The 18,076-nt window shown below is 37.4% G+C and carries 18 protein-coding genes; 9 read left to right on the top strand and 9 right to left on the bottom strand.

Features of this window, described 5'->3' with window-relative positions:
- Nucleotides 1-199 precede the first annotated feature (199 nt).
- The 5 genes from R2Q16_RS02180 (at nucleotide 200) to R2Q16_RS02160 (ending at nucleotide 4,883) form a co-directional block, all read left to right on the top strand.
- Nucleotides 200-1,141: a ribose-phosphate pyrophosphokinase gene (locus R2Q16_RS02180; RefSeq protein ID WP_316734889.1), complete on the top strand. Its 942-nt coding sequence runs from the start codon at nucleotides 200-202 to the stop codon at nucleotides 1,139-1,141.
- A 136-nt stretch (nucleotides 1,142-1,277) separates the two neighbouring features.
- Nucleotides 1,278-1,862 (top strand): 50S ribosomal protein L25/general stress protein Ctc, encoded by a 585-nt coding sequence (locus tag R2Q16_RS02175; protein ID WP_316734888.1) that lies wholly within the window; start codon nucleotides 1,278-1,280, stop codon nucleotides 1,860-1,862.
- A gap of 217 nt (nucleotides 1,863-2,079) precedes the next feature.
- A complete protein-coding gene (gene pth / locus R2Q16_RS02170) occupies nucleotides 2,080-2,640 on the top strand; it encodes an aminoacyl-tRNA hydrolase (protein WP_316734887.1) in 561 nt (186 codons plus the stop codon).
- Between the two features lie 495 nt (nucleotides 2,641-3,135).
- A complete protein-coding gene (gene bshA / locus R2Q16_RS02165) occupies nucleotides 3,136-4,281 on the top strand; it encodes an N-acetyl-alpha-D-glucosaminyl L-malate synthase BshA (protein WP_316734886.1) in 1,146 nt (381 codons plus the stop codon).
- Nucleotides 4,282-4,436: 155 nt separating this feature from the next.
- Nucleotides 4,437-4,883 (top strand): KTSC domain-containing protein, encoded by a 447-nt coding sequence (locus R2Q16_RS02160; RefSeq protein ID WP_316734885.1) that lies wholly within the window; start codon nucleotides 4,437-4,439, stop codon nucleotides 4,881-4,883.
- A gap of 217 nt (nucleotides 4,884-5,100) precedes the next feature.
- Here R2Q16_RS02160 and R2Q16_RS02155 read toward each other — a convergent pair whose 3' ends face one another.
- The 3 genes from R2Q16_RS02155 to R2Q16_RS02145 form a co-directional block, all read right to left on the bottom strand.
- A complete protein-coding gene (locus R2Q16_RS02155; protein ID WP_316734884.1) occupies nucleotides 5,101-5,595 on the bottom strand; it encodes an SRPBCC domain-containing protein in 495 nt (164 codons plus the stop codon).
- Nucleotides 5,596-5,601: 6 nt separating this feature from the next.
- Nucleotides 5,602-6,711 (bottom strand): lactonase family protein, encoded by a 1,110-nt coding sequence (locus R2Q16_RS02150; protein ID WP_316734883.1) that lies wholly within the window; start codon nucleotides 6,709-6,711, stop codon nucleotides 5,602-5,604.
- Between the two features lie 82 nt (nucleotides 6,712-6,793).
- The gene (locus R2Q16_RS02145; RefSeq protein WP_316734882.1) at nucleotides 6,794-8,197 is read right to left on the bottom strand and encodes a pseudouridine synthase; all 1,404 of its coding nucleotides are present in this window, start codon (nucleotides 8,195-8,197) and stop codon (nucleotides 6,794-6,796) included.
- A 263-nt stretch (nucleotides 8,198-8,460) separates the two neighbouring features.
- Between R2Q16_RS02145 and R2Q16_RS02140 the strand changes: the two genes are divergently transcribed.
- A complete protein-coding gene (locus R2Q16_RS02140) occupies nucleotides 8,461-9,234 on the top strand; it encodes a lytic transglycosylase domain-containing protein (protein ID WP_316734881.1) in 774 nt (257 codons plus the stop codon).
- A gap of 154 nt (nucleotides 9,235-9,388) precedes the next feature.
- A complete protein-coding gene (locus R2Q16_RS02135) occupies nucleotides 9,389-10,435 on the top strand; it encodes a ferredoxin--NADP reductase (protein ID WP_316734880.1) in 1,047 nt (348 codons plus the stop codon).
- Nucleotide 10,436: 1 nt separating this feature from the next.
- Here the strand turns inward: R2Q16_RS02135 and R2Q16_RS02130 are convergent, their stop codons facing one another.
- From R2Q16_RS02130 to R2Q16_RS02110, 5 genes are all read right to left on the bottom strand, one after another.
- The gene (locus R2Q16_RS02130) at nucleotides 10,437-11,045 is read right to left on the bottom strand and encodes an alpha-ketoglutarate-dependent dioxygenase AlkB family protein (protein WP_316734879.1); all 609 of its coding nucleotides are present in this window, start codon (nucleotides 11,043-11,045) and stop codon (nucleotides 10,437-10,439) included.
- Nucleotides 11,046-11,211: 166 nt separating this feature from the next.
- On the bottom strand, nucleotides 11,212-12,063 hold the full coding sequence (locus tag R2Q16_RS02125) for a methylated-DNA--[protein]-cysteine S-methyltransferase (RefSeq protein ID WP_316734878.1): 852 nt from the start codon (nucleotides 12,061-12,063) through the stop codon (nucleotides 11,212-11,214).
- A 79-nt stretch (nucleotides 12,064-12,142) separates the two neighbouring features.
- Entirely contained in the window at nucleotides 12,143-12,589 is a 447-nt protein-coding gene (locus R2Q16_RS02120) for an SRPBCC family protein (RefSeq protein ID WP_316734877.1), read from the bottom strand.
- Between the two features lie 31 nt (nucleotides 12,590-12,620).
- Nucleotides 12,621-13,142, bottom strand: coding sequence for a hypothetical protein (locus tag R2Q16_RS02115; RefSeq protein WP_316734876.1), 522 nt, complete (start codon nucleotides 13,140-13,142; stop codon nucleotides 12,621-12,623).
- Nucleotides 13,143-13,307: 165 nt separating this feature from the next.
- Nucleotides 13,308-14,378: a serine hydrolase gene (locus tag R2Q16_RS02110; protein WP_316734875.1), complete on the bottom strand. Its 1,071-nt coding sequence runs from the start codon at nucleotides 14,376-14,378 to the stop codon at nucleotides 13,308-13,310.
- A 140-nt stretch (nucleotides 14,379-14,518) separates the two neighbouring features.
- On the opposite strand from R2Q16_RS02110, the gene R2Q16_RS02105 reads away from it, so the two are divergent.
- Nucleotides 14,519-15,484, top strand: a complete 966-nt coding sequence (locus R2Q16_RS02105) for a hypothetical protein (protein WP_316734874.1) — start codon at nucleotides 14,519-14,521, stop codon at nucleotides 15,482-15,484.
- 466 nt (nucleotides 15,485-15,950) lie between these two features.
- Here the strand turns inward: R2Q16_RS02105 and R2Q16_RS02100 are convergent, their stop codons facing one another.
- Nucleotides 15,951-16,502 (bottom strand): REP-associated tyrosine transposase, encoded by a 552-nt coding sequence (locus R2Q16_RS02100; RefSeq protein ID WP_316734873.1) that lies wholly within the window; start codon nucleotides 16,500-16,502, stop codon nucleotides 15,951-15,953.
- 832 nt (nucleotides 16,503-17,334) lie between these two features.
- Between R2Q16_RS02100 and R2Q16_RS02095 the strand changes: the two genes are divergently transcribed.
- Nucleotides 17,335-18,054, top strand: coding sequence for a hypothetical protein (locus R2Q16_RS02095; protein ID WP_316734872.1), 720 nt, complete (start codon nucleotides 17,335-17,337; stop codon nucleotides 18,052-18,054).
- Nucleotides 18,055-18,076 lie beyond the last annotated feature (22 nt).

The following is an 18,076-nucleotide window of genomic DNA, read 5'->3' as shown; positions in this document are numbered from 1 at the left end:
TATGCTTCCTACATTTGCATTCCCAATCGGGGAGTTATTCTCGATTAGTAGTTTGTCCGATAGTATAAGGGTAGTACGACAGTTTTTGGTACTGTTTGTCTTGGTTCGAATCCAGGTCGGACAACAAAATTTAGCATCGGATCGTGTAAATCAAAATACATGATCCGATTTTTTTTAAACCGTAAACTACACACGGATCATGCCATTGCAGTTTAACCCGGTAAAACTATTTTCCGGAACAGGTTCAAGAGGATTATCACTGAAAATTGCTGAACATTACGGCAAGCCACTCGGTGATGTAACCATTCACAAATTCAGTGATGGCGAATTTCAACCTTCTTTCGATGAGTCAATCCGCGGGTGCGATGTTTTTCTAATCCAGTCTACTTATCAGCCTAGCGATAATTTAATGGAATTGCTTTTAATGGTTGATGCGGCTAAAAGAGCTTCAGCACATTACATTACGGCAGTAGTTCCCTATTATGGTTTAGCTCGTCAAGATAGAAAAGACAAACCACGTGTGGCAATAGGCGCTAAATTGGTAGCTAATTTATTAAAATCGGCAGGTATTCACCGCATTATGACGATGGATTTGCATGCCGCACAAATACAAGGATTTTTTGATATTCCGGTAGATCACTTAGACGGTTCGGTTATCTTTGTTCCTTACATTAAAAGTTTAAATCTGCCTAATTTAACAATTGCATCGCCAGATATGGGCGGTTCTTACAGAGCCCGTACTTTTGCAAAGTTTTTTAATGCAGAAGTGGTAATTTGCGATAAACGCCGTAAACGTGCTAACGAAATCGAATCGATGTCGATTATTGGTGATGTAACCGGACAGGATGTTGTTTTGATTGATGATATTTGCGATACCGCCGGTACCTTATCAAAAGCAGCAGCCTTAATTATGGAAAACGGTGCAGCAAGTGTTAGAGCAGTTTGTACACACGCTGTTTTATCAGGCAAAGCGATTGAAACGGTCGAAAATTCTGTTTTATCAGAATTAATTGTTACCGATACTATTCCTTTAAAACAGGAAAGTGAAAAAATTAGAGTGCTGAGCACAGCTGGTTTATTTGCAAGAGCAATTGCTAATGTAAATGAGCATGGTTCTATCAGCGACTTGTTTAAAGTTTAGTTGGGCTTAAAGCGAAAAGACTAAAGCTTAAAGTAAAAAAATAGATTAAAAAGAAAAGTAGTTTAAAAAAGATTGAGATTTTGGTCTTGATTCTTGATACTAAGTACTTAAATACTAATAAATAAATATAATAAAAATGAAAACAATCGCTATTAGCGGTTCTCCAAGAGAGAACGTAGGGAAACGCGATGCTAAGGAACTTCGTTACGAAGGTAAGGTTCCTGCAGTATTGTATGGTGGTAAAGAGCAACAGCACTTTGCTGTAGTAATTGCTGATTTAAAAAGCGTTATCTACACACCAGATGTAAATTTTGTGGAAATTGATGTTAACGGAACAAAAACTAAAGCAATCGTAAAAGATACTCAGTTTCACCCATTAACAGACGTTTTAATGCACATCGATTTTCTTCAATTATTTGATGATAAAGAAATCGTTATGGAAATTCCAGTTAAATTAACAGGAACTTCTCCAGGTGTTAAAATGGGTGGTAAATTAATTCAGAAGTTACGTAAACTTCGTGTTAAAGCTTTGCCAGCTAAAATGCCACAAAACGTTGAAGTAAGCTTAGAGAAATTAGAAGTTGGTAATTTATTCCGTGTACGCGACTTAAAAGTTGAAGGTTACGCAATCACTAACACTCCTGAAGATACTATCGTTTCTGTTGCAATGTCTAGAGCATTAAAACAAGCAGAAACTGAAGCTGCAAAAGGTAAAAAATAATCAAGATTTCTTGATTTTTGGAACGGCCCGAATAAATTCGGGCCGTTTTTTTTTGAGGCAGGATTTTTTGGATTTGAAGATTTTTAGGATTAAATTATTTCGAGATTTTCCTTTTCCCATATTTCATTATCCATCTTCCACTCCCCATCCTCCATCACCCATTTTACATTATCCATCTTATTTGTTCTTTCCGCTTTAAGCATTTACCTTTGCCCGCATGAAATATCTTATTGTTGGTTTAGGTAATATTGGTCCGGATTATGCGCACACACGCCATAATATTGGTTTTGATATTGCCGATGAACTTGTGAAAGGTTTAGGTGGAAGCTTTGATAATATTCGCTTGGCATATTATGCTGAGGTTGGTTTTAAAGGCAAAAAACTTCATGTAATTAAACCAACAACTTTCATGAATTTGAGTGGGAAGGCCGTTAATTACTGGATGAAAGAACTTAAAATTTCTCCTGAAAACGTTTTGGTAATTGTTGATGATTTAGCACTTCCATTAGGTAAACTCCGCTTAAAATTGCAGGGTAGCAGCGCCGGGCATAACGGTTTAAAAAGTATTGAAGAAGTTTGTGGCGGTCAAAACTACGCTCGTTTAAGATTCGGTATCGGTAATGACTATCCAAAAGGAAGACAGGTAGATTTTGTTCTCGGTTTGTTTGACAAAGAAGAGCAATTGGAATTGCCTGCGCTAATCGATAAAAGTGTCGATTTGATTAAAAGCTTCGTTACGGTTGGCCCAGCACACACAATGACGGCTTTCAATAAATGATAATTTAAAAATCCCAATTTAGTCGATAGCAGGGTTTTACATTTTTTTTGAGCGCAAAGCCTTGTATCCTTCGGTAACAGCAGTCCCGCTTTTTGCTACGCCCGATGAGACCTGTGAAACAAAGAAGCATACCTTTGAAAAATGAAAAACACTGCTTAAATCGGGCTCTGCGTCAATCGGGGTTATTTAACTTTATTTTGTGCGTTTCGGTGGGGTTTCTAGCACCAGCCCCAGTTTATAAACCCGGTGGCAGCGACATCCTTTTTGGTGCAAAAACTTAAATTTTGCATCAACGTTCACAAAAAGATATAGCGTACAACGGGGCTAAAGTTGCCAAAGGCAGCCAATGCTAATTTTCTAACCTCGTAATAATGCGTTTAAATTATCCTTTTTTTAACGTCTAAATAATAAAACGGCAATATTATTATTGCAATTTGCCGACACGCAAAATAGATTAAAATCGGCTACATTTGCGCTAACAACAATACATTAATAATGAAGATAGGAATTGTTTGCTATCCCACTTTCGGTGGAAGTGGCGTAGTTGCAACAGAACTTGGTAAGGCGCTTGCTAATGAAGGACATCAGGTTCATTTTATCACTTACAGTCAGCCGGCACGGTTAGATTTTTTCTCTGCTAATTTATTTTACCACGAAGTTTCGGTGAGGGATTATCCGTTATTTGATTACGCTCCATACGAATCTGCATTGGCAAGTAAACTGGTAGATGTGGTTCGTTTTGAGCAACTGGATGTTTTGCATGTTCATTATGCAATTCCTCATGCTTCGGCGGCTTTTATGGCTAAGCAAATATTGGCCAGTTATGGTATTCATATTCCTGTTGTTACTACCTTACACGGTACTGATATTACTTTGGTGGGTAAAGACCCAACTTATAAGCCTGTGGTTACATTTTCGATTAATCAAAGCGATGGTGTTACTACTGTTTCGCAGGATTTGAAGGATGATACTTATAATCACTTTGAAATTACCAAAGAGATAAAGGTTATTCCAAATTTTATAGATTTTAGCCGTTTTAGTTTACAAGCTAAAGACCATTTCAAAAAAGCGATTGCGCCAAATAACGAACGCATTTTAATTCATACTTCAAATTTTAGAAAGGTTAAGCGAACATCTGATGTGATTCGGATTTTCGAAAAAGTGCAGGCTGTAATTCCTTCAAAACTTTTAATGGTTGGCGATGGTCCGGAACGTGTTTATGATGAGCAACTTTGCCGTACTTTAAACATTAGCGATCATGTTCGCTTTTTGGGTAAGCAAGATGCGGTAGAAGAAATTTTATCCGTTTCTGATTTATTCCTAATGCCTTCTGAATCTGAGAGTTTCGGCTTAGCGGCTTTAGAAGCAATGGCATGTAAAGTTCCGGCGATTACCTCAAATGCTGGTGGCTTGCCAGAGTTAAATGTTGATGATTTCTGCGGCTACATGTGCGATGTTGGTGATGTAGAAGATATGGCAAATAAGGCGATTACGATTTTAAGTAATGATGAAACGTTAAAATATTTTAAGGAAAACGCTTACACCAGGGCAAAGGATTTTGACTTGAAAAAGATTTTACCCGAATACATCAACTTTTATAAAGAGATTATAGAAAATTCGCTTCAGGCAAGTACTAATTAAATTATTTTTTCTTTGCTGATTGTGATGTAATTCAAAGCTTTACAGGCTGTATTGTGCGATTTGGTTTTCTTGTTAACAAAAGCTTCATAAATTAATAATTGCCAAAACAAAACTTTCTCAAAATCAAATCATTATAAATCGTACCTTTGCGGCAAATGAAGAAAATAGTTGATTATAGAAAGCTTTTAAATGTAGATAAAACGGCAGAGTTGGCCTTGCTAAAATCTGTTTATCGTACCATGATGAAAGAGTGTCATCCTGATAAGTTTCAGGTTGAGGAGGAAAAGCTGGCAGCCGAAGCAAGAAGTAAAGAAATTATCGAAGCTTATCACTTTTTAGTGAGCATTGCTCCTGAAACTTGTGCGCAAAATATCGAAACTTATACCAACACAATTACCAATTCAAATATTTTAGATTTCGAATACAAACAATCGGTATTGAATGTTCAATTTTTTGATGGTAGTGTTTACGAATACTTTGATGTGCCGAGAGCCATCTACATTAAATTGGTAAATGCTGATTCTCCAGGCCGTTTTGCCCGTCGACACATCTGTAGCTCATATCCATACCGCAACGTTACTAAGGTTACTGAAACCGCATAAATTAAAAGCTTCCTGATTGTTCAGGAAGCTTTTTTGTTATTGGGGGTGGTTTTCATTAACCACCCCTTGCCCCTCCTAAATTAGGAGGGGAGTAGGGAGTGCTATATTTTACTGTAGTGCAATTATTGGAGATTGCTATGTGTTTCTTGGGTTTAGTTCTACTAGTGAACGGAACTCCCCTCCTTATTTTCAAGGAGGGGTTGGCGGTAGTTAAAATTTAATTATTCAACATCGGTTTAAAGCGATTGTCTTTATTCCTTAAATCCAAGCCACCTTCGTAAACTGATTTTAAGTTGAGGAGGTAGAAACTCCATCCATTGTGGCAACCCAAACGAATATTGCGTTTTGAATTATCGTCTGTTGGGATGTTTTTCTGAGTGAGCTCTACAATGGTGTACTCGAATTCCGATTTCAGCTTGATGTCAACTAAGCAATCCCCGGCAAAAGTAAATTGGAGGGTATCTAAATCATTCGACTCAGTTATTTTGCCCTGCTCAGTATCATCATATAAATACCAAATCCAATCGTAGCTGTCGCCCTTTAAAGTGTTTCTTTCTTTGGCTAAGACAACACCATTTTCATCAGAAAATTCCGCCTCACTTAAAAACCATTTTTCTATTTCTGAAGCTTTTGTCCAGGCGTTGTAAATGGTTTGTAAATTTGCCTTGATGGCAATTCTAAGGGTGAATGCTGTCCAATCGAAATTTTCCATCCTATTTTATTGAAATAATAAACAAACCGGTGCGCCAACTTCTATGCGTTTTCCGCTATCGGTGAGCTTTCCTGTAACTGTATTTCTTTTAAAAATGACAACATTATTGGTGTATTGGTGCGCAACTAACAGATATTTGCCACTTGGGTCTATCGAAAAATTCCTTGGCCCTTTGCCTAATGTGCTCACTGTTTCTACAAATCTTAATATTCCGGTAGGTAAAATAGAAAATACCGAAATGGTATTTGCATCGCCGCGGTTGGTTTCGTAAAGGAATTTTCCATCAGCAGAAACATGAATATCTGCGCCGTCAATTTTACCAGTAAATGTTTTATCGGTTGTGCCGATTTCCTGAATTTTTTTCAAGCTTCCGTTGCTGTAGAAATAACCTGTAATGCTGCCGTTAAATTCGTGGGCTAAATAGGCAAATTTACCATTAGGTGTAAAGGTTATATGTCGTGGTCCGGTGCCAGCATTTGTAGGAAGCACACTTTTCAGATTTAGAACCGTATTTTTATTATTTGGATTGTAGGTGTAAGTGTAAATTCTATCTTCACCCAAATCATTACAGATTAAATATTTACCATCGGGTGTAAATTTAACCATGTGAACGTGTGCGCTTTCTTGCCTGCCTTTCGGGTCAATACTTTTTCCAGTGTGTTTAATAACCTGAACGGCCTCAGTTAAAGAACCATCAGCTTTTCTCTTGAAAACGGCTAATGTACCCCCAGAATAATTGGCAACGATTACATTTTGTCCTTTAACGGTAATGTAACATGGGTCGGCGCCCTCGCTGCTCACTTTGTTTAAGAAGGTTAATTTGCCTGAAATGGAGTTGTACTTGAAAGCGCTAATTGTGCTGCTCTCGCCAGTTTCATTTACACTGTAAGCAAATTTTTTATCGGCAGAAAGTGCTAAATAACTTGGATTAGCCACATCTTTAGTGATGGCTTTTAATTTGGTACTGCCACTTAAGGTATTAAAATTATAGGTGTAAATGCCTTCGCTCTTACCAGTATTGGTATAAGTGCCAATAATTAAATTGTGATTTGGTTTTTGCGCAAGTGCGATAGTATTAATCAATAGAGATAGAATTATTAGGTTATATTTTTTCATGGGATTTCCTGTTTTGTATATTAACAAATATGGGAAAAAATAAGTCTAACAAAAAAAGGCAACCTTTCGATTGCCTTTTTTGTTATTTTATCAAATGTTTAATTTGAATCAATTCGTGATCTTCTAAGTATCTCCATCTGCCTCTTGGCAAATCTTTCTTAGTTAAATTGCCATAAACTACGCGATCTAACTTTTCTACTGAATAACCTAAATGTTCGAAAATACGACGAACAATGCGGTTTTTCCCGCTGTGAATTTGAATGCCGATTTCCTTTTTGGTACCACCAGCAACATAAGAAATGTTATCAGGTTTAATCAAGCCATCCTCAAGCTCTAAACCGAAAGCAATTTTATTTAAATCACCTTGTGATAAAGCTTTGTTTAACTCTACATTGTAAATTTTAGTGATTCCGTTTTTAGGGTGAGATAATTTATCAGCTAAATCACCATCATTGGTCATTAAAAGTAAACCTGTTGTGTTACGGTCTAATCTTCCTACCGGATAAATGCGTTCGCGACTGGCTTTATCAACCAATTGCATAACTGTACGGCGTTCCTGCGGGTCATCAGTTGTGGTGATGTAATCCTTAGGTTTATTTAATAAAACGTAAACCTTTTTTTCACGTTTCAAAAGTTCGCCATTGTAGCGTACTAAATCTTTTGCCGGGTCTACTTTATGGCCTAATTCCGTAACAGCTTCGCCATTAACGGTAATAATACCTGCTGCAATTAATTCATCGGCTTTACGACGAGAACAAATGCCTGCGTTAGAAATATATCTGTTCAGGCGAATTAAGCCTTTATCTTCATTTGTTTTTCTGCCCTGTTGGATTACCGTTCTTTCTTCGCGATTGAACTCGGTATCTCTTGGCTGGGCTTCTTCACGTTTTCTGAAAGGCCTGCTATCTGCACCAGTTCTAGGTTTTACATCTCTAGAACTTCCGGCACTTGGTTTAAAGTCGTCATTTCTTCCACCTCTCGATTTGAAATCTTTATAACCACCTTCTCTTGGTTTGAAATCTCTGTCGCCAGTTCTCGGTTTAAAATTTCTCGAATCTCCATCCTTAGATTTGAAATCGCGTTCTCCTCTTGGTTTATAATCTCTTGCTCCATCTTTTGCTTTAAAATCTCTGTCGCCTGTTCTTGGTTTGTAATCTCTTGAACTTCCTTCTCCCGGTTTAAAGCTGCGTCCTTCGGGTTTTGCATCCTTCGATTTGAATTCTCTATCGCCAAACTTAAAACCTTTAGGTTCTTCGTTTCTTGGTTTGAAATCTTTTTTATCGCCAAATGATTTTGATTTAAAATCTTTGTTGCCTGTGCTTCGAGGTCTGAAGCCTTCTTTTGAATCGGATGATTTTTTGAATTTGCTGTCTTTGTCTTCTGTTCTTCTTCTATCAGAACTTCCGGCATTGCTTCTGCCTTCTGTTTTCCGGCTGCCCGGTTTGGACTTGTCATCCCGACTGTTCCTGTTGTTTTTATTTATCATGATACGCAATTAACCGCACCTAAAATGCGGGCTGCAAATTTAGGCAAAATTGATGAACTAAACAATTTTGAGCAGCGTAAAAATTTGATAAAAAAATAGCCTCTAAAATAGAAAAATAGAGTCGAAAATCAAAATTTAAAACCCACGTTTAAAGCACTTTAAATGGTGATTTTTGGGGTTTGTTTTGCAAGTGCTTGATAATCTGATCATTATTTTTTACCTTTGCCAACGTTTTTTATAAGTTCACCAAAAAAAGGAGGAAGATGTTAAAGAAACACATAGTACCATTTTTGATAGTGTCTGCACTATTTATTATGGCAAAAGTGTTCGCTTACCAAATGCCCTTAGCACAAAAAAGTCTTTTAAAAGAAGAAAAATTAAACACTAAAATACCCCAAAAAGAAGCGCCAAAGAAAGCAGAGCCGAAATCTCTGATGGCCAGATTAAATTTTGCCGATGAAACATTACCATTAGGTGATAAGCGAGTTGAGCGAAAAATGAAAAAAATCCTTGCGGCACATTCATTCGATAATACACAAACACATCGATTACAACGCAAGGCTGCAGAATGGTTCCCTATTATCGAACCGATTTTAGCAGCATATGGAATTCCTGAAGATTTTAAATACTTAGCATTAGTAGAATCGGGAATGCAGGGTGGCGTTTCGCCAAAAGGTGCAGCTGGTGTTTGGCAATTTATGCCGGGAACAGCCCGCAGTTATGGTTTGAAGGTTAACGGAAATACTGATGAGCGTTATAATTTACGTAAATCGACCGTTGCGGCCTGTAAATACATCAAAGAAATGTATGGTGGCTTAGAAAGCTGGACATTGGTTGCTGCGGCATATAATGTTGGCGACGGACGCTTACGCAGGCAAATCAATAATCAAAATCAAGACAATTACTACAAAATGAGGCTCAACCGTGAAACCGGTGGTTACGTTTATAAAGTGATTTCGATGAAACAAATTATTGAGCACCCGACACGTTATGGTTACGAGAAACCTAAAGAATTATTGGCTTATAACGCCGAATAAGAAATAAAAGACAAGCATTTGGTAAACGTCCTGAATTATTCAGGACGTTTTTTTTTGCTAGATTTTTTAAGCCACAGAATCACAGAATTCACAGATTTTTTGTCTTTAATTTTTTTAGCTTTAATCTTTTTCATCAAATCCCTTCCTTTGCAATATGTATAAACTGCGAATAGATAAGATTATTAATCAGCCTGGAGATAACATCACCATCCAACTTAAATCTATCGAGGACGATTATCCGAAATATTTGGCTGGTCAGTTTATATCCTTAATATTTGAAGGCAAACACCAGGAGATAAGGCGTTCTTATTCGTTTAATAGCTCTCCTGATGTTGATGAACCATTAGCTATAACGGTAAAACGTGTTGAAAATGGAGAGATTTCCAGGTTTCTGCATCATAAAACTTTGGTAGGTGATATTCTATATGCTCAAGAGCCGCAAGGTTTGTTTAGTTATGAGCCGGAAAGGGATTTACAACGTGATGTTTTTCTGTTTGCAGCCGGAGTAGGTATAACTCCCTTATTTTCCATCCTAAAAACTGCTCTCACTAGAGACAGGCAATCAAAAATCACGCTTATTTATAGCAATCGTTCTTTGGAAGATACCTTATTTTACAATGAAATAAACGGTTGGCAGGCTAAATATCCCGATAGGTTAAAGGTTATATGGATTTTTAGCAACAGCAAAAATTTAATGACGGCCAGGCTTAACAAGTTTTACATTGATAAACTGCTTAAAGAAAATCTGGTTTTTGATAGGAAGGATGCACTTTTCTACACCTGTGGACCAATTATCTATATGGATTTATGCCGAATTACTTTGCTTGGGATGGGCTTTGATATTGCGCAAATAAAACGCGAAACTTTCGTGCTGCCCGAAGATGAAGTTGATGAGGATGATGGCACAGAGAAGGTAGTAGATAAAAATACCTACTCAGTTATTTTAAATTTTAGAGGCGAAATTCATCATTTGGATATCCCCTGGCCGAAACGGATTTTAGATGTTGCCTTGGAGCATAGAATTAAACTACCTTACAGTTGCCGCGGTGGTGTTTGCAGTACCTGTGTTGCAAATTGTACTGCAGGACATGTAAGGATGGATTATAACGAGGTACTTACTGATGATGAAGTGGAGAGGGGAAGGGTTTTAGTTTGCACCGGGCATCCTACGGAAAATGGTACAACCATAAGCTGGGATTAAATTATTCAACAATGGTTCTGAATGTTAGATTTACCCTTGCTTTTAAGATTTTTTTGGTTGGTGGCAACCTGTGCAGCCAATAAGTTTGTGTAGCATCTTTCATGACCAAAAGGCTACCGTGTTCTAAAATCATTTCTACTTTTTCGCCGGTTTGCTTGTGTTTAAAGGCGAATTTTCTTTCTGCACCAAAACTTAATGAAGCTATTGCACCGTTTTTCTTCAAATCTGTTTCGCCATCGCTGTGCCAGGCCATACCTTCATTTCCATCGTGGTATAAATTAAGTAGACAGGAGTTATAGGTTTCTCCTGATTCTTTTTCTACAAGTGTTTTAATATCCAGTAATTCTTTTGTCCAGGGGAGCGCATGTTTGGTTGTATTGGAGTACGTGTACTCGAAAGGTTTTTCGCCATACCAGGCCACCTTTCTTTTGGTAATGATTTTCTTTCCAAAGATAATTGCCTCATCATTTTTCCACTCAATGTTATCCAATAGGTTATTAAAGTAATGATTAGCCTCATTGTATGTAAATAATTTACCATAGTAATTTACGGTACCATCTTTTGGCAGCAAATTCCTCGTTTTGTCGATGATGTCGTCGAAAAGGTTCATATAGTCGTTAGTTGTCAGTTGTCCGTGGTTAGGTGTTTTTAGTTTTTACATGTATACAAACTTTACTTGTGTGATTTGTTCGATAGACTTTTATTAATACATACTGATCACTATCCACTGGCGACTGATCACTCTCTTTTAATATCCACTGACGACTAATCACCAGCTACTGACCGCTAATATCTATTAATGCCCCTTCCCATCCTATAATTGCCGTTTTTCTTGTCGAACCCCACATATAACCACCGAATATTCCGGTAGATTGAATAACCCTGTGGCATGGAATAAGAAAGGCTACCGGATTGCTGCCAATGGCTGTACCTACCGCTCTGGAAGCATTGGGGCTTTCAATTCGCGCTGCGATATTCCCATAAGTAGAAAGCTGGCCCATTGGGATTTTTAGCAAGGTTTCCCAAACTTTGAGTTGAAAATCGGTGCCTTTCAGGTGCAGCTTTATCTTTTGGATTTTACTCCAATCGTTTTGAAATATGAATAGGGCGTTTTGTTGTATTAAATCTAATTTCTGCTGAAACGTTGCATTAGGGAATTTAGTTTTGAGGTTTTTAAGTGCCGTTTGTTCATCATTTTCAAATGCCATATAACAAATACCTTTAGGTGTAGAAGCAACAATTAAACTGCCAAACGGACTTTCGGCGAAGCTGTAATTTATAGAAAGATTTTTCCCGCCCTGTTTATATTCGGCAGGTGTCATGCCCTCAATATTAATAAACAGGTCATGTAATCTTGCCGTTCCTGAAAGGCCTGTTTCAAATGCAGTATCGAATAGTGTAGCCTGATTATTGGATAGTAATTTTTTGGCGTGCTCGATGCTGATGTATTGCAGGAACTTTTTTGGGGTAGTACCAGCCCATTCGCTAAATAAGCGTTGAAAATGAAACGGGCTTAAATGCACTTTTGCAGCAATCTCGTCCAAATTAGGCTGCTGCTGGAAATTGCTTTTTATATATTCTATCGCATCAGCAATTCTTTGGTAGTTTATCTCGTCTTGTGCTTTCATAATTCTGAATTTTATAATTCAAATGTCAGCACAATTTTGCCGTCATAAAATCCGAAACTTGCTGAGTTTTGTGTTTTATTTATGCGTCGGGGATATTCGGTTCTACTAAATGCTTTAATTTTTCTAAAGATTCTTGCCAGCCTAAGTAGCACATTTCTGCAGGGATGGCTTCTGGAATTCCGTCCTGTGTTGCAATCAGTTCAGTTCCGCAAATCACCTTTTTAAGCGTGATGGTTGTAATCATTTGTCCGGGTAAATTCGGGTCATCAAACTGGTCGGTATATTTTAAAAATTCATTGGGTTTAATTTCTAAATATTCGCCACCGAAGGATTGTTTATTGCCTGTAGTAAAATTGGTGAAAGACATTTTGTATTTGCCGCCCACTTTTACATCCATGCTGTGCACCTTGCAAACAAAACCGTATGGAGGTAGCCAGGCTGCCATCGCATCGGGGTCTGTAAATGCTTTATAAACTTTTTCAGGGCTTGCAGCCAAAACTCTGTGAAGGGAAACATTATTTGCCATCTTGTCTGTTTTTATCTTAAAGTTAAATAAATTATTTTTTTACTTTTTTTAAAGCATCAAGGTATTTTTTCTTTACGCCATTATCTTCCTCAAGTTCACAAAGAGATTCGATTTTTGGTGTTAAGGCATTATTGCTTTCTGTTTTTAGTTTGAGGATTTCTGCCAAAGCAGAAGCTGTTGCCCAGCGCACTACTGTACCATTGTTTTCTGCATTTAGTAAAAGGTTTTGTATTGCTGTTTCAAGATGGGTTGAGAATAGTTTAGCTATGTTTCCGATAACTTTGGCACTTTCCCATTTTATGCGTGGTTCGTCGTTTTTTAATGCCTCCGTTACATAAGTGAACAAACTTTCTGTGGCAATAGCGGGAGTGGTTTTGGTTGCATACTCCAGGGCTTCAATGCAGGTTGCTTTATCACTACTTGCTTTCTGTTTTTCGGCATAGGCTAATAATTCTTCTATTGGCAGTTCTTCGTTTAATAGCCAGTTCCCGATGGTTGCAACTTTGGCCTTTGCTTTTACTGTTTTGTCTTGAAATAATTGTTCGATGCTCATCTTAAAATATTCTGATTATAACCTGTTAATTAGGTTGTATTTACCGATGGGACTTCTTTACTGTGTAATAACGAGGGTAATGATTTTATCAAGTGGTTAAAGATAATTCTTTGTTCCACTATCAGCAAAATGTTTAATCGATAGGTTTATTCCGAATGGTTTATGCTAATTAATAACCGCATTTATTTTCGCCCAAAGTTCATTATCAAAACCCGAAACGGCAAAATTAGGATTGCTTGGGTTTGAGGCATTTCCCATTCTAATAATAACCATTTTTTTGCTCGGGATAACATAAATGCGTTGGTCGTTTGCGCCCATTGCAGCATACATATCTGCTGGTGCATTAGGTACTAAAAATCCGTTGAAAACGGTTTGCTCTCCTGGAATCATAAACTTCGTTTTTCCGTTGAGCCACCACAAATAACCATAAGATGGATTGATGCTTTGCGATGTATTGATGGCATCGTTAAAGTAGGCTTCATTGATAACCTGTTCGTCTTTCCATTTTCCTTTATTTAGTGCCAGCAGGCCGAATCTTGCCATGCTCCTGGTGCTGCTGTGGTAAATGGTGTAAATTGTACCGAAGTTCCAGAAACCATCCATGCCGATTTTGTTTTTCAGCTTTTCATTAAAGTAAGTTTCAAAATCCTTGTTGGTGGCTTTGGCAACCACATCGGTTAACTTTTGAAAAATATTGCTGTAAGCCCATCTTGTTCCGGCATCGGCAACGTAGGTAAGGTTGGGTTTTACTACAAGCTGTTTGGTGTCGTCATTACCGGTCGTCATGGTCAGTAAATTTTTTACGGTAATTAAGTTTTCCTTATCAATGGGCATACTTGTCCACGAAGTGCCTAAATAATCTGATGCTTTATTGTTGATGTTTAATAAATTTTCTTGTTGCGCAATGCCTGTTGTGGTTGATACTAAGGTTTTGCCTGCGCTGTTCCATTCCCATTCTGTGGTCGCGTTGTGCCCGTTGAAATATTCTTCCATAACGATTCTGCCATTTACAAGAATCATAAAGGATTTAGAATTCTTTTGATTGAGGTAGGTTTTTAAATCGGCAATGGCGTTGGTATTCCAACTTAACTGTGTGGGCGTTGTCGTTTCCCAGGTTGTATTGGCATTGGCCGGGAAATAGATTCCGGTATCCGGATTGGTTGGTGTTGGGTTGTTGCCTTTTTTGCAACTTACAAATGATAAAGTGATGAGCAACAATAGGTTTAGATTCTTCATAATGTTCGTTTTAAACTTTGACTGTTTTTTTTCAGAAAGTTTAAAGGGGGTGTTTGGTTGTTTTTGGTGTTAATTTAAACATTTCTTCCTATTCCCAAAAAACACAAAACCGTTCTTCGTAAACAAACGTTTATTGGGTAATGAAGAAACAGCTGCTGCTCCTTATAAATATCGTATTCCCCACGTTGCTTTTTGCCCAGGCAAATTCTACTGATTCCCTCCAACTGAAACGGGAACAGGCCAATAAATCTTTCGTTAGTCTCTATAAAGAAAATGCAGATTTGGCTTATACATCGCCATTCGGAGAAATTGGTGCGCCATCAAAATATGTAATTAATGGTCGGTTAACAACAACTTATATGCTTTTGGGGAGCTATAAATCGCCAATTGCGCTTTCGATTATTCCAGATTTTACGGTTCGGGTGCGAAATGAATTTTCTGCTGCGGTTCGTACGCCAAGTTATCGTTTGGGTGGAGCGCTTTATGCCCGCTTAAATACAGATCCAAATCATTATAAATATGCCGAACTGGCTTTTACGCACCATTCTAACGGTCAAGACCAGGACGCTAGAAACCCCGATGGAAGCATTAACACCTTCAATGGGAATTTCAATGCCAATTATTTAACATTTTCCTATCGCTTTGGGCATTTGTTAAAATCTGCCGAAGGCGATGAAAAATATTATACCTTAAACCATAGAATCGGTTTTCAAACGCATAAACTTTTTAGGTATGAGCCGGTTTTGGATGATGGATTCGGTTTTACCAGGGTGCTGTATAATTTCTCGTTTAGAAGATATGATGAAATGGAAAGAAAATCGTTGATTCAGAACAATAGAAAAAGCGAAAAAGAAACCTGGAGGTTAAATGCCGAACTTTCTTATGCGGTGAATAAAATTCCCGGCAAAAATATTGCAAATATTCAGAAGCGGCTAAACGCAGAAATCAACTTTAATTATAGTTTCCCGTTTATGCATAATGTGTTTTTAATGGCTGCGGTGGGTTATTATGGAGAGGATAATTACAATATTTATTTTCAGGATAAGTATGCTTATATGCGTTTTGGGTTGTCGTCGGGGTTTTTAAGGAATAGGGGGAGGGAGTAAGGCGTCGTGTATTTCCAATTTTATTTGAAAAACCTCAATTTAGCTCATTTCTGGTTTAAGTGTTCCGTATGATCACTTAAATCTGTTATTCAAACCAAGGTCTTAGACCGAAATTGAGCACTGCTCAACCCGATAGGCAATTTCTATATTTGCAGACAAAGTCTTTGTTTTCACTATAAATTTATTGACCGCTGAAAAAGCGAACACTTAAACTAGTACGGGCAGGGAGTAGTTGATTTTATGCCTCTATTTCTGGTTTAAGTGTTCCGTAGGGTCACTTAAATCTGTTATTCAAACCAAGGTCTTAGACCGAAATTGAGCACTGCTCAACCCGATAGGCAACTCTATATTTACAGGCAAGGTCTTCGTTTTCATTATAAATTATTGACCGCTGAAGAAGCGAACAATAAACTAGAAGGGAATACTGAAACAGTGAACGATAAACTATTGGGTTGGAAATTTGAGACTACATTAAAGATAGCGGTATTAAGCCATTTTTTTCTTCATAGTAATCTGTAGCGCTACTGTACTTGTAATGTTGAGCTTCGGCTACCAAACCTGCGTTAACAGGATTTTCATGTAAATAATTTAATTTCTGCTCCATCATTTGATTAGAAGATAGTTCTACTGGATGATTATCTTGTTGCCAAAACTGATAAATTTTGTTGTTACTATTTTTTTCTCCGGCTCGTTTAAACATCCACAACATCCAGTTTTTTCTACTTTCCTCAATATTAGTTTCAATGCTTGCAATAATCATCTTACTCGTATACTTTTTCATATCTCTGATGATGTTAACCAGCTCAAAACCATCTTTGGCACTAGCAATTAAATGAATATGATTACTCATAATTACCCAAGCGTGCAAATTCAATCCTTTTTCTGCCACACAGAATTTTAAACTCTCTACAACAATTTCTTTATAACATTCTCTGCTAAAAACATCAATCCAATTAACCACGGCAAATGTTATGAAATGCGGAATGCCACTATCTCCAAATTTATATCTTGTTGCCATCTTTTATTACTTCAATTGTCTACCGCAGTTTTAAATTATAAAAGGCAGACAATCCTAAAGATAAATATTATTCCTATAAGTTGTTTTTGTTGCTTGTCGTTGAATTTCTGGTTTATTGTTCATTTCTGGTTTATTGTTCCGCAGGATCACTTAAATCTTATATAGAACCCAGGTCTTTGACCGTAACCTCGCACAATCTTATTGTTAGTGCTTCATTTCCAGACGCAGTCTTCGGTTTTTGCTGCAAATTTAAGTGACTGCTCAAAAATCGAACACTTAAACTAGAAGGGAGGGAGTAGCTAATTTTATATTTCCAAACAAAGTCTTTGGTTGTATTGTAAATTTAAGTGACTGGTGAAGAACCAAAAATAACTAATGCAAGTTTTTATTTGCCTCATTAAACTCATTTCTGGCTTAAGTGTTCCGCAGGATCACTTAAATCTGTTATTCAAACCAAGGTCTTAGACTGAAATTGAGCACTGCTCAACCCGATAGGCAACTTCTATATTTACAGACAAGGTCTTAGTTTGCATTATAAATTTATTGACCGCTGAAAAAGCGAACAATAAACTAGGGGTGTTGCTCAAACTCGCATAAATCTTTTGAAAGCTGATTTATTTTTACAATATTGCTTTAAGATTTCGCAACAGTATCGCTCAGAAATCACCCCTTAATTAAAGGACTTTAGAATAAAAAAGCCTTAGCCATTCGGCCTAATTTTAAGAGAGCAGCATCCCGATGCTCGATTAAAATATCTAATTAAAATTGCTGCAAAATCTCGAACCGAAAATCTTCCCGCCCAATTAGATTTTTAACTTAACAACCAAATATTATGGCATCAACATCAGAAGTTGGCTTTGCAAAACAATTAGCAGATTACGAAGATTTTTTAGAATTACTATCAAAACTAGATGACCTCTATATGCCACCTAAGCGGGAGCTGAGCCTGGCAAATTTACGCAGCCATTTAACGGCAGCCAAAGAAGCAATGAGGGCAGTAAGCGTTGCTGTACCTTCATACAGCACCGCTGTAGATAAACAAACACTGGCATTTAGTGTGTTAAATGATAAAATAACCCGAAGCCTAAACTTTTACAAAGTTTGCATCAGTAATCCGAACGAAATAGATACTGCTAAAAATCTGGCAAATAAGATTCGGGGCGTTTCAAAGAAGTCTAAACCTGTAAAAGATGCCGATACCCCTAAAAAAAATGTGTCGCAATCGCAAGTCTCTTTCGATAGCAGAATAGAAAACCTGAAACAATATATCGATGTGTTATCGGCAAGTGGCGAATACGCCACATCGGGTAGTGGAATAGACATCCAGGATTTAAATTCCATTCTGACAGAGATGGAAGAAACAAATGGTAATGTAGCTACCGCAAAACTTCCAATAGAGGAAGCCCGTAACAAACGTTACCAAATATTTTATGCGCCTAACAGCGGACTGGCAGATTTAGTGACCAAGGTTAAACGCTATTTAAGGGCAACATTAGCAAAAGATAACCCCTTTTATAATGCAATTACAGGTTTCTCTTTTAGAAAACGATAAAAAATAGATTAATAATTTCGTC

Source organism: Pedobacter aquatilis, from assembly GCF_032678425.1.
GTDB classification, from domain to species: Bacteria; Bacteroidota; Bacteroidia; order Sphingobacteriales; family Sphingobacteriaceae; genus Pedobacter; species Pedobacter aquatilis_B.
The sequence above is the reverse complement of the archived record's forward strand: the minus strand, read 5'-3'. Positions and strand labels throughout refer to the sequence as shown.

Excerpts from the sequence above, each read along its gene's own strand:
- R2Q16_RS02105 (WP_316734874.1), top strand. The coding sequence starts at position 14,519 with ATGAAGAAACAGCTGCTGCTCCTTATAAATATCGTATTCCCCACGTTG.
- R2Q16_RS02160 (WP_316734885.1), top strand. The coding sequence starts at position 4,437 with ATGAAGAAAATAGTTGATTATAGAAAGCTTTTAAATGTAGATAAAACG.
- R2Q16_RS02180 (WP_316734889.1), top strand. The coding sequence starts at position 200 with ATGCCATTGCAGTTTAACCCGGTAAAACTATTTTCCGGAACAGGTTCA.
- R2Q16_RS02120 (WP_316734877.1), bottom strand. The coding sequence starts at position 12,589 with ATGGCAAATAATGTTTCCCTTCACAGAGTTTTGGCTGCAAGCCCTGAA.
- R2Q16_RS02125 (WP_316734878.1), bottom strand. The coding sequence starts at position 12,063 with ATGAAAGCACAAGACGAGATAAACTACCAAAGAATTGCTGATGCGATA.
- R2Q16_RS02130 (WP_316734879.1), bottom strand. The coding sequence starts at position 11,045 with ATGAACCTTTTCGACGACATCATCGACAAAACGAGGAATTTGCTGCCA.
- R2Q16_RS02135 (WP_316734880.1), top strand. The coding sequence starts at position 9,389 with ATGTATAAACTGCGAATAGATAAGATTATTAATCAGCCTGGAGATAAC.
- R2Q16_RS02175 (WP_316734888.1), top strand. The coding sequence starts at position 1,278 with ATGAAAACAATCGCTATTAGCGGTTCTCCAAGAGAGAACGTAGGGAAA.
- R2Q16_RS02115 (WP_316734876.1), bottom strand. The coding sequence starts at position 13,142 with ATGAGCATCGAACAATTATTTCAAGACAAAACAGTAAAAGCAAAGGCC.
- R2Q16_RS02155 (WP_316734884.1), bottom strand. The coding sequence starts at position 5,595 with ATGGAAAATTTCGATTGGACAGCATTCACCCTTAGAATTGCCATCAAG.
- R2Q16_RS02140 (WP_316734881.1), top strand. The coding sequence starts at position 8,461 with ATGTTAAAGAAACACATAGTACCATTTTTGATAGTGTCTGCACTATTT.
- R2Q16_RS02095 (WP_316734872.1), top strand. The coding sequence starts at position 17,335 with ATGGCATCAACATCAGAAGTTGGCTTTGCAAAACAATTAGCAGATTAC.
- R2Q16_RS02110 (WP_316734875.1), bottom strand. The coding sequence starts at position 14,378 with ATGAAGAATCTAAACCTATTGTTGCTCATCACTTTATCATTTGTAAGT.
- bshA (WP_316734886.1), top strand. The coding sequence starts at position 3,136 with ATGAAGATAGGAATTGTTTGCTATCCCACTTTCGGTGGAAGTGGCGTA.
- pth (WP_316734887.1), top strand. The coding sequence starts at position 2,080 with ATGAAATATCTTATTGTTGGTTTAGGTAATATTGGTCCGGATTATGCG.
- R2Q16_RS02100 (WP_316734873.1), bottom strand. The coding sequence starts at position 16,502 with ATGGCAACAAGATATAAATTTGGAGATAGTGGCATTCCGCATTTCATA.
- R2Q16_RS02150 (WP_316734883.1), bottom strand. The coding sequence starts at position 6,711 with ATGAAAAAATATAACCTAATAATTCTATCTCTATTGATTAATACTATC.
- R2Q16_RS02145 (WP_316734882.1), bottom strand. The coding sequence starts at position 8,197 with ATGATAAATAAAAACAACAGGAACAGTCGGGATGACAAGTCCAAACCG.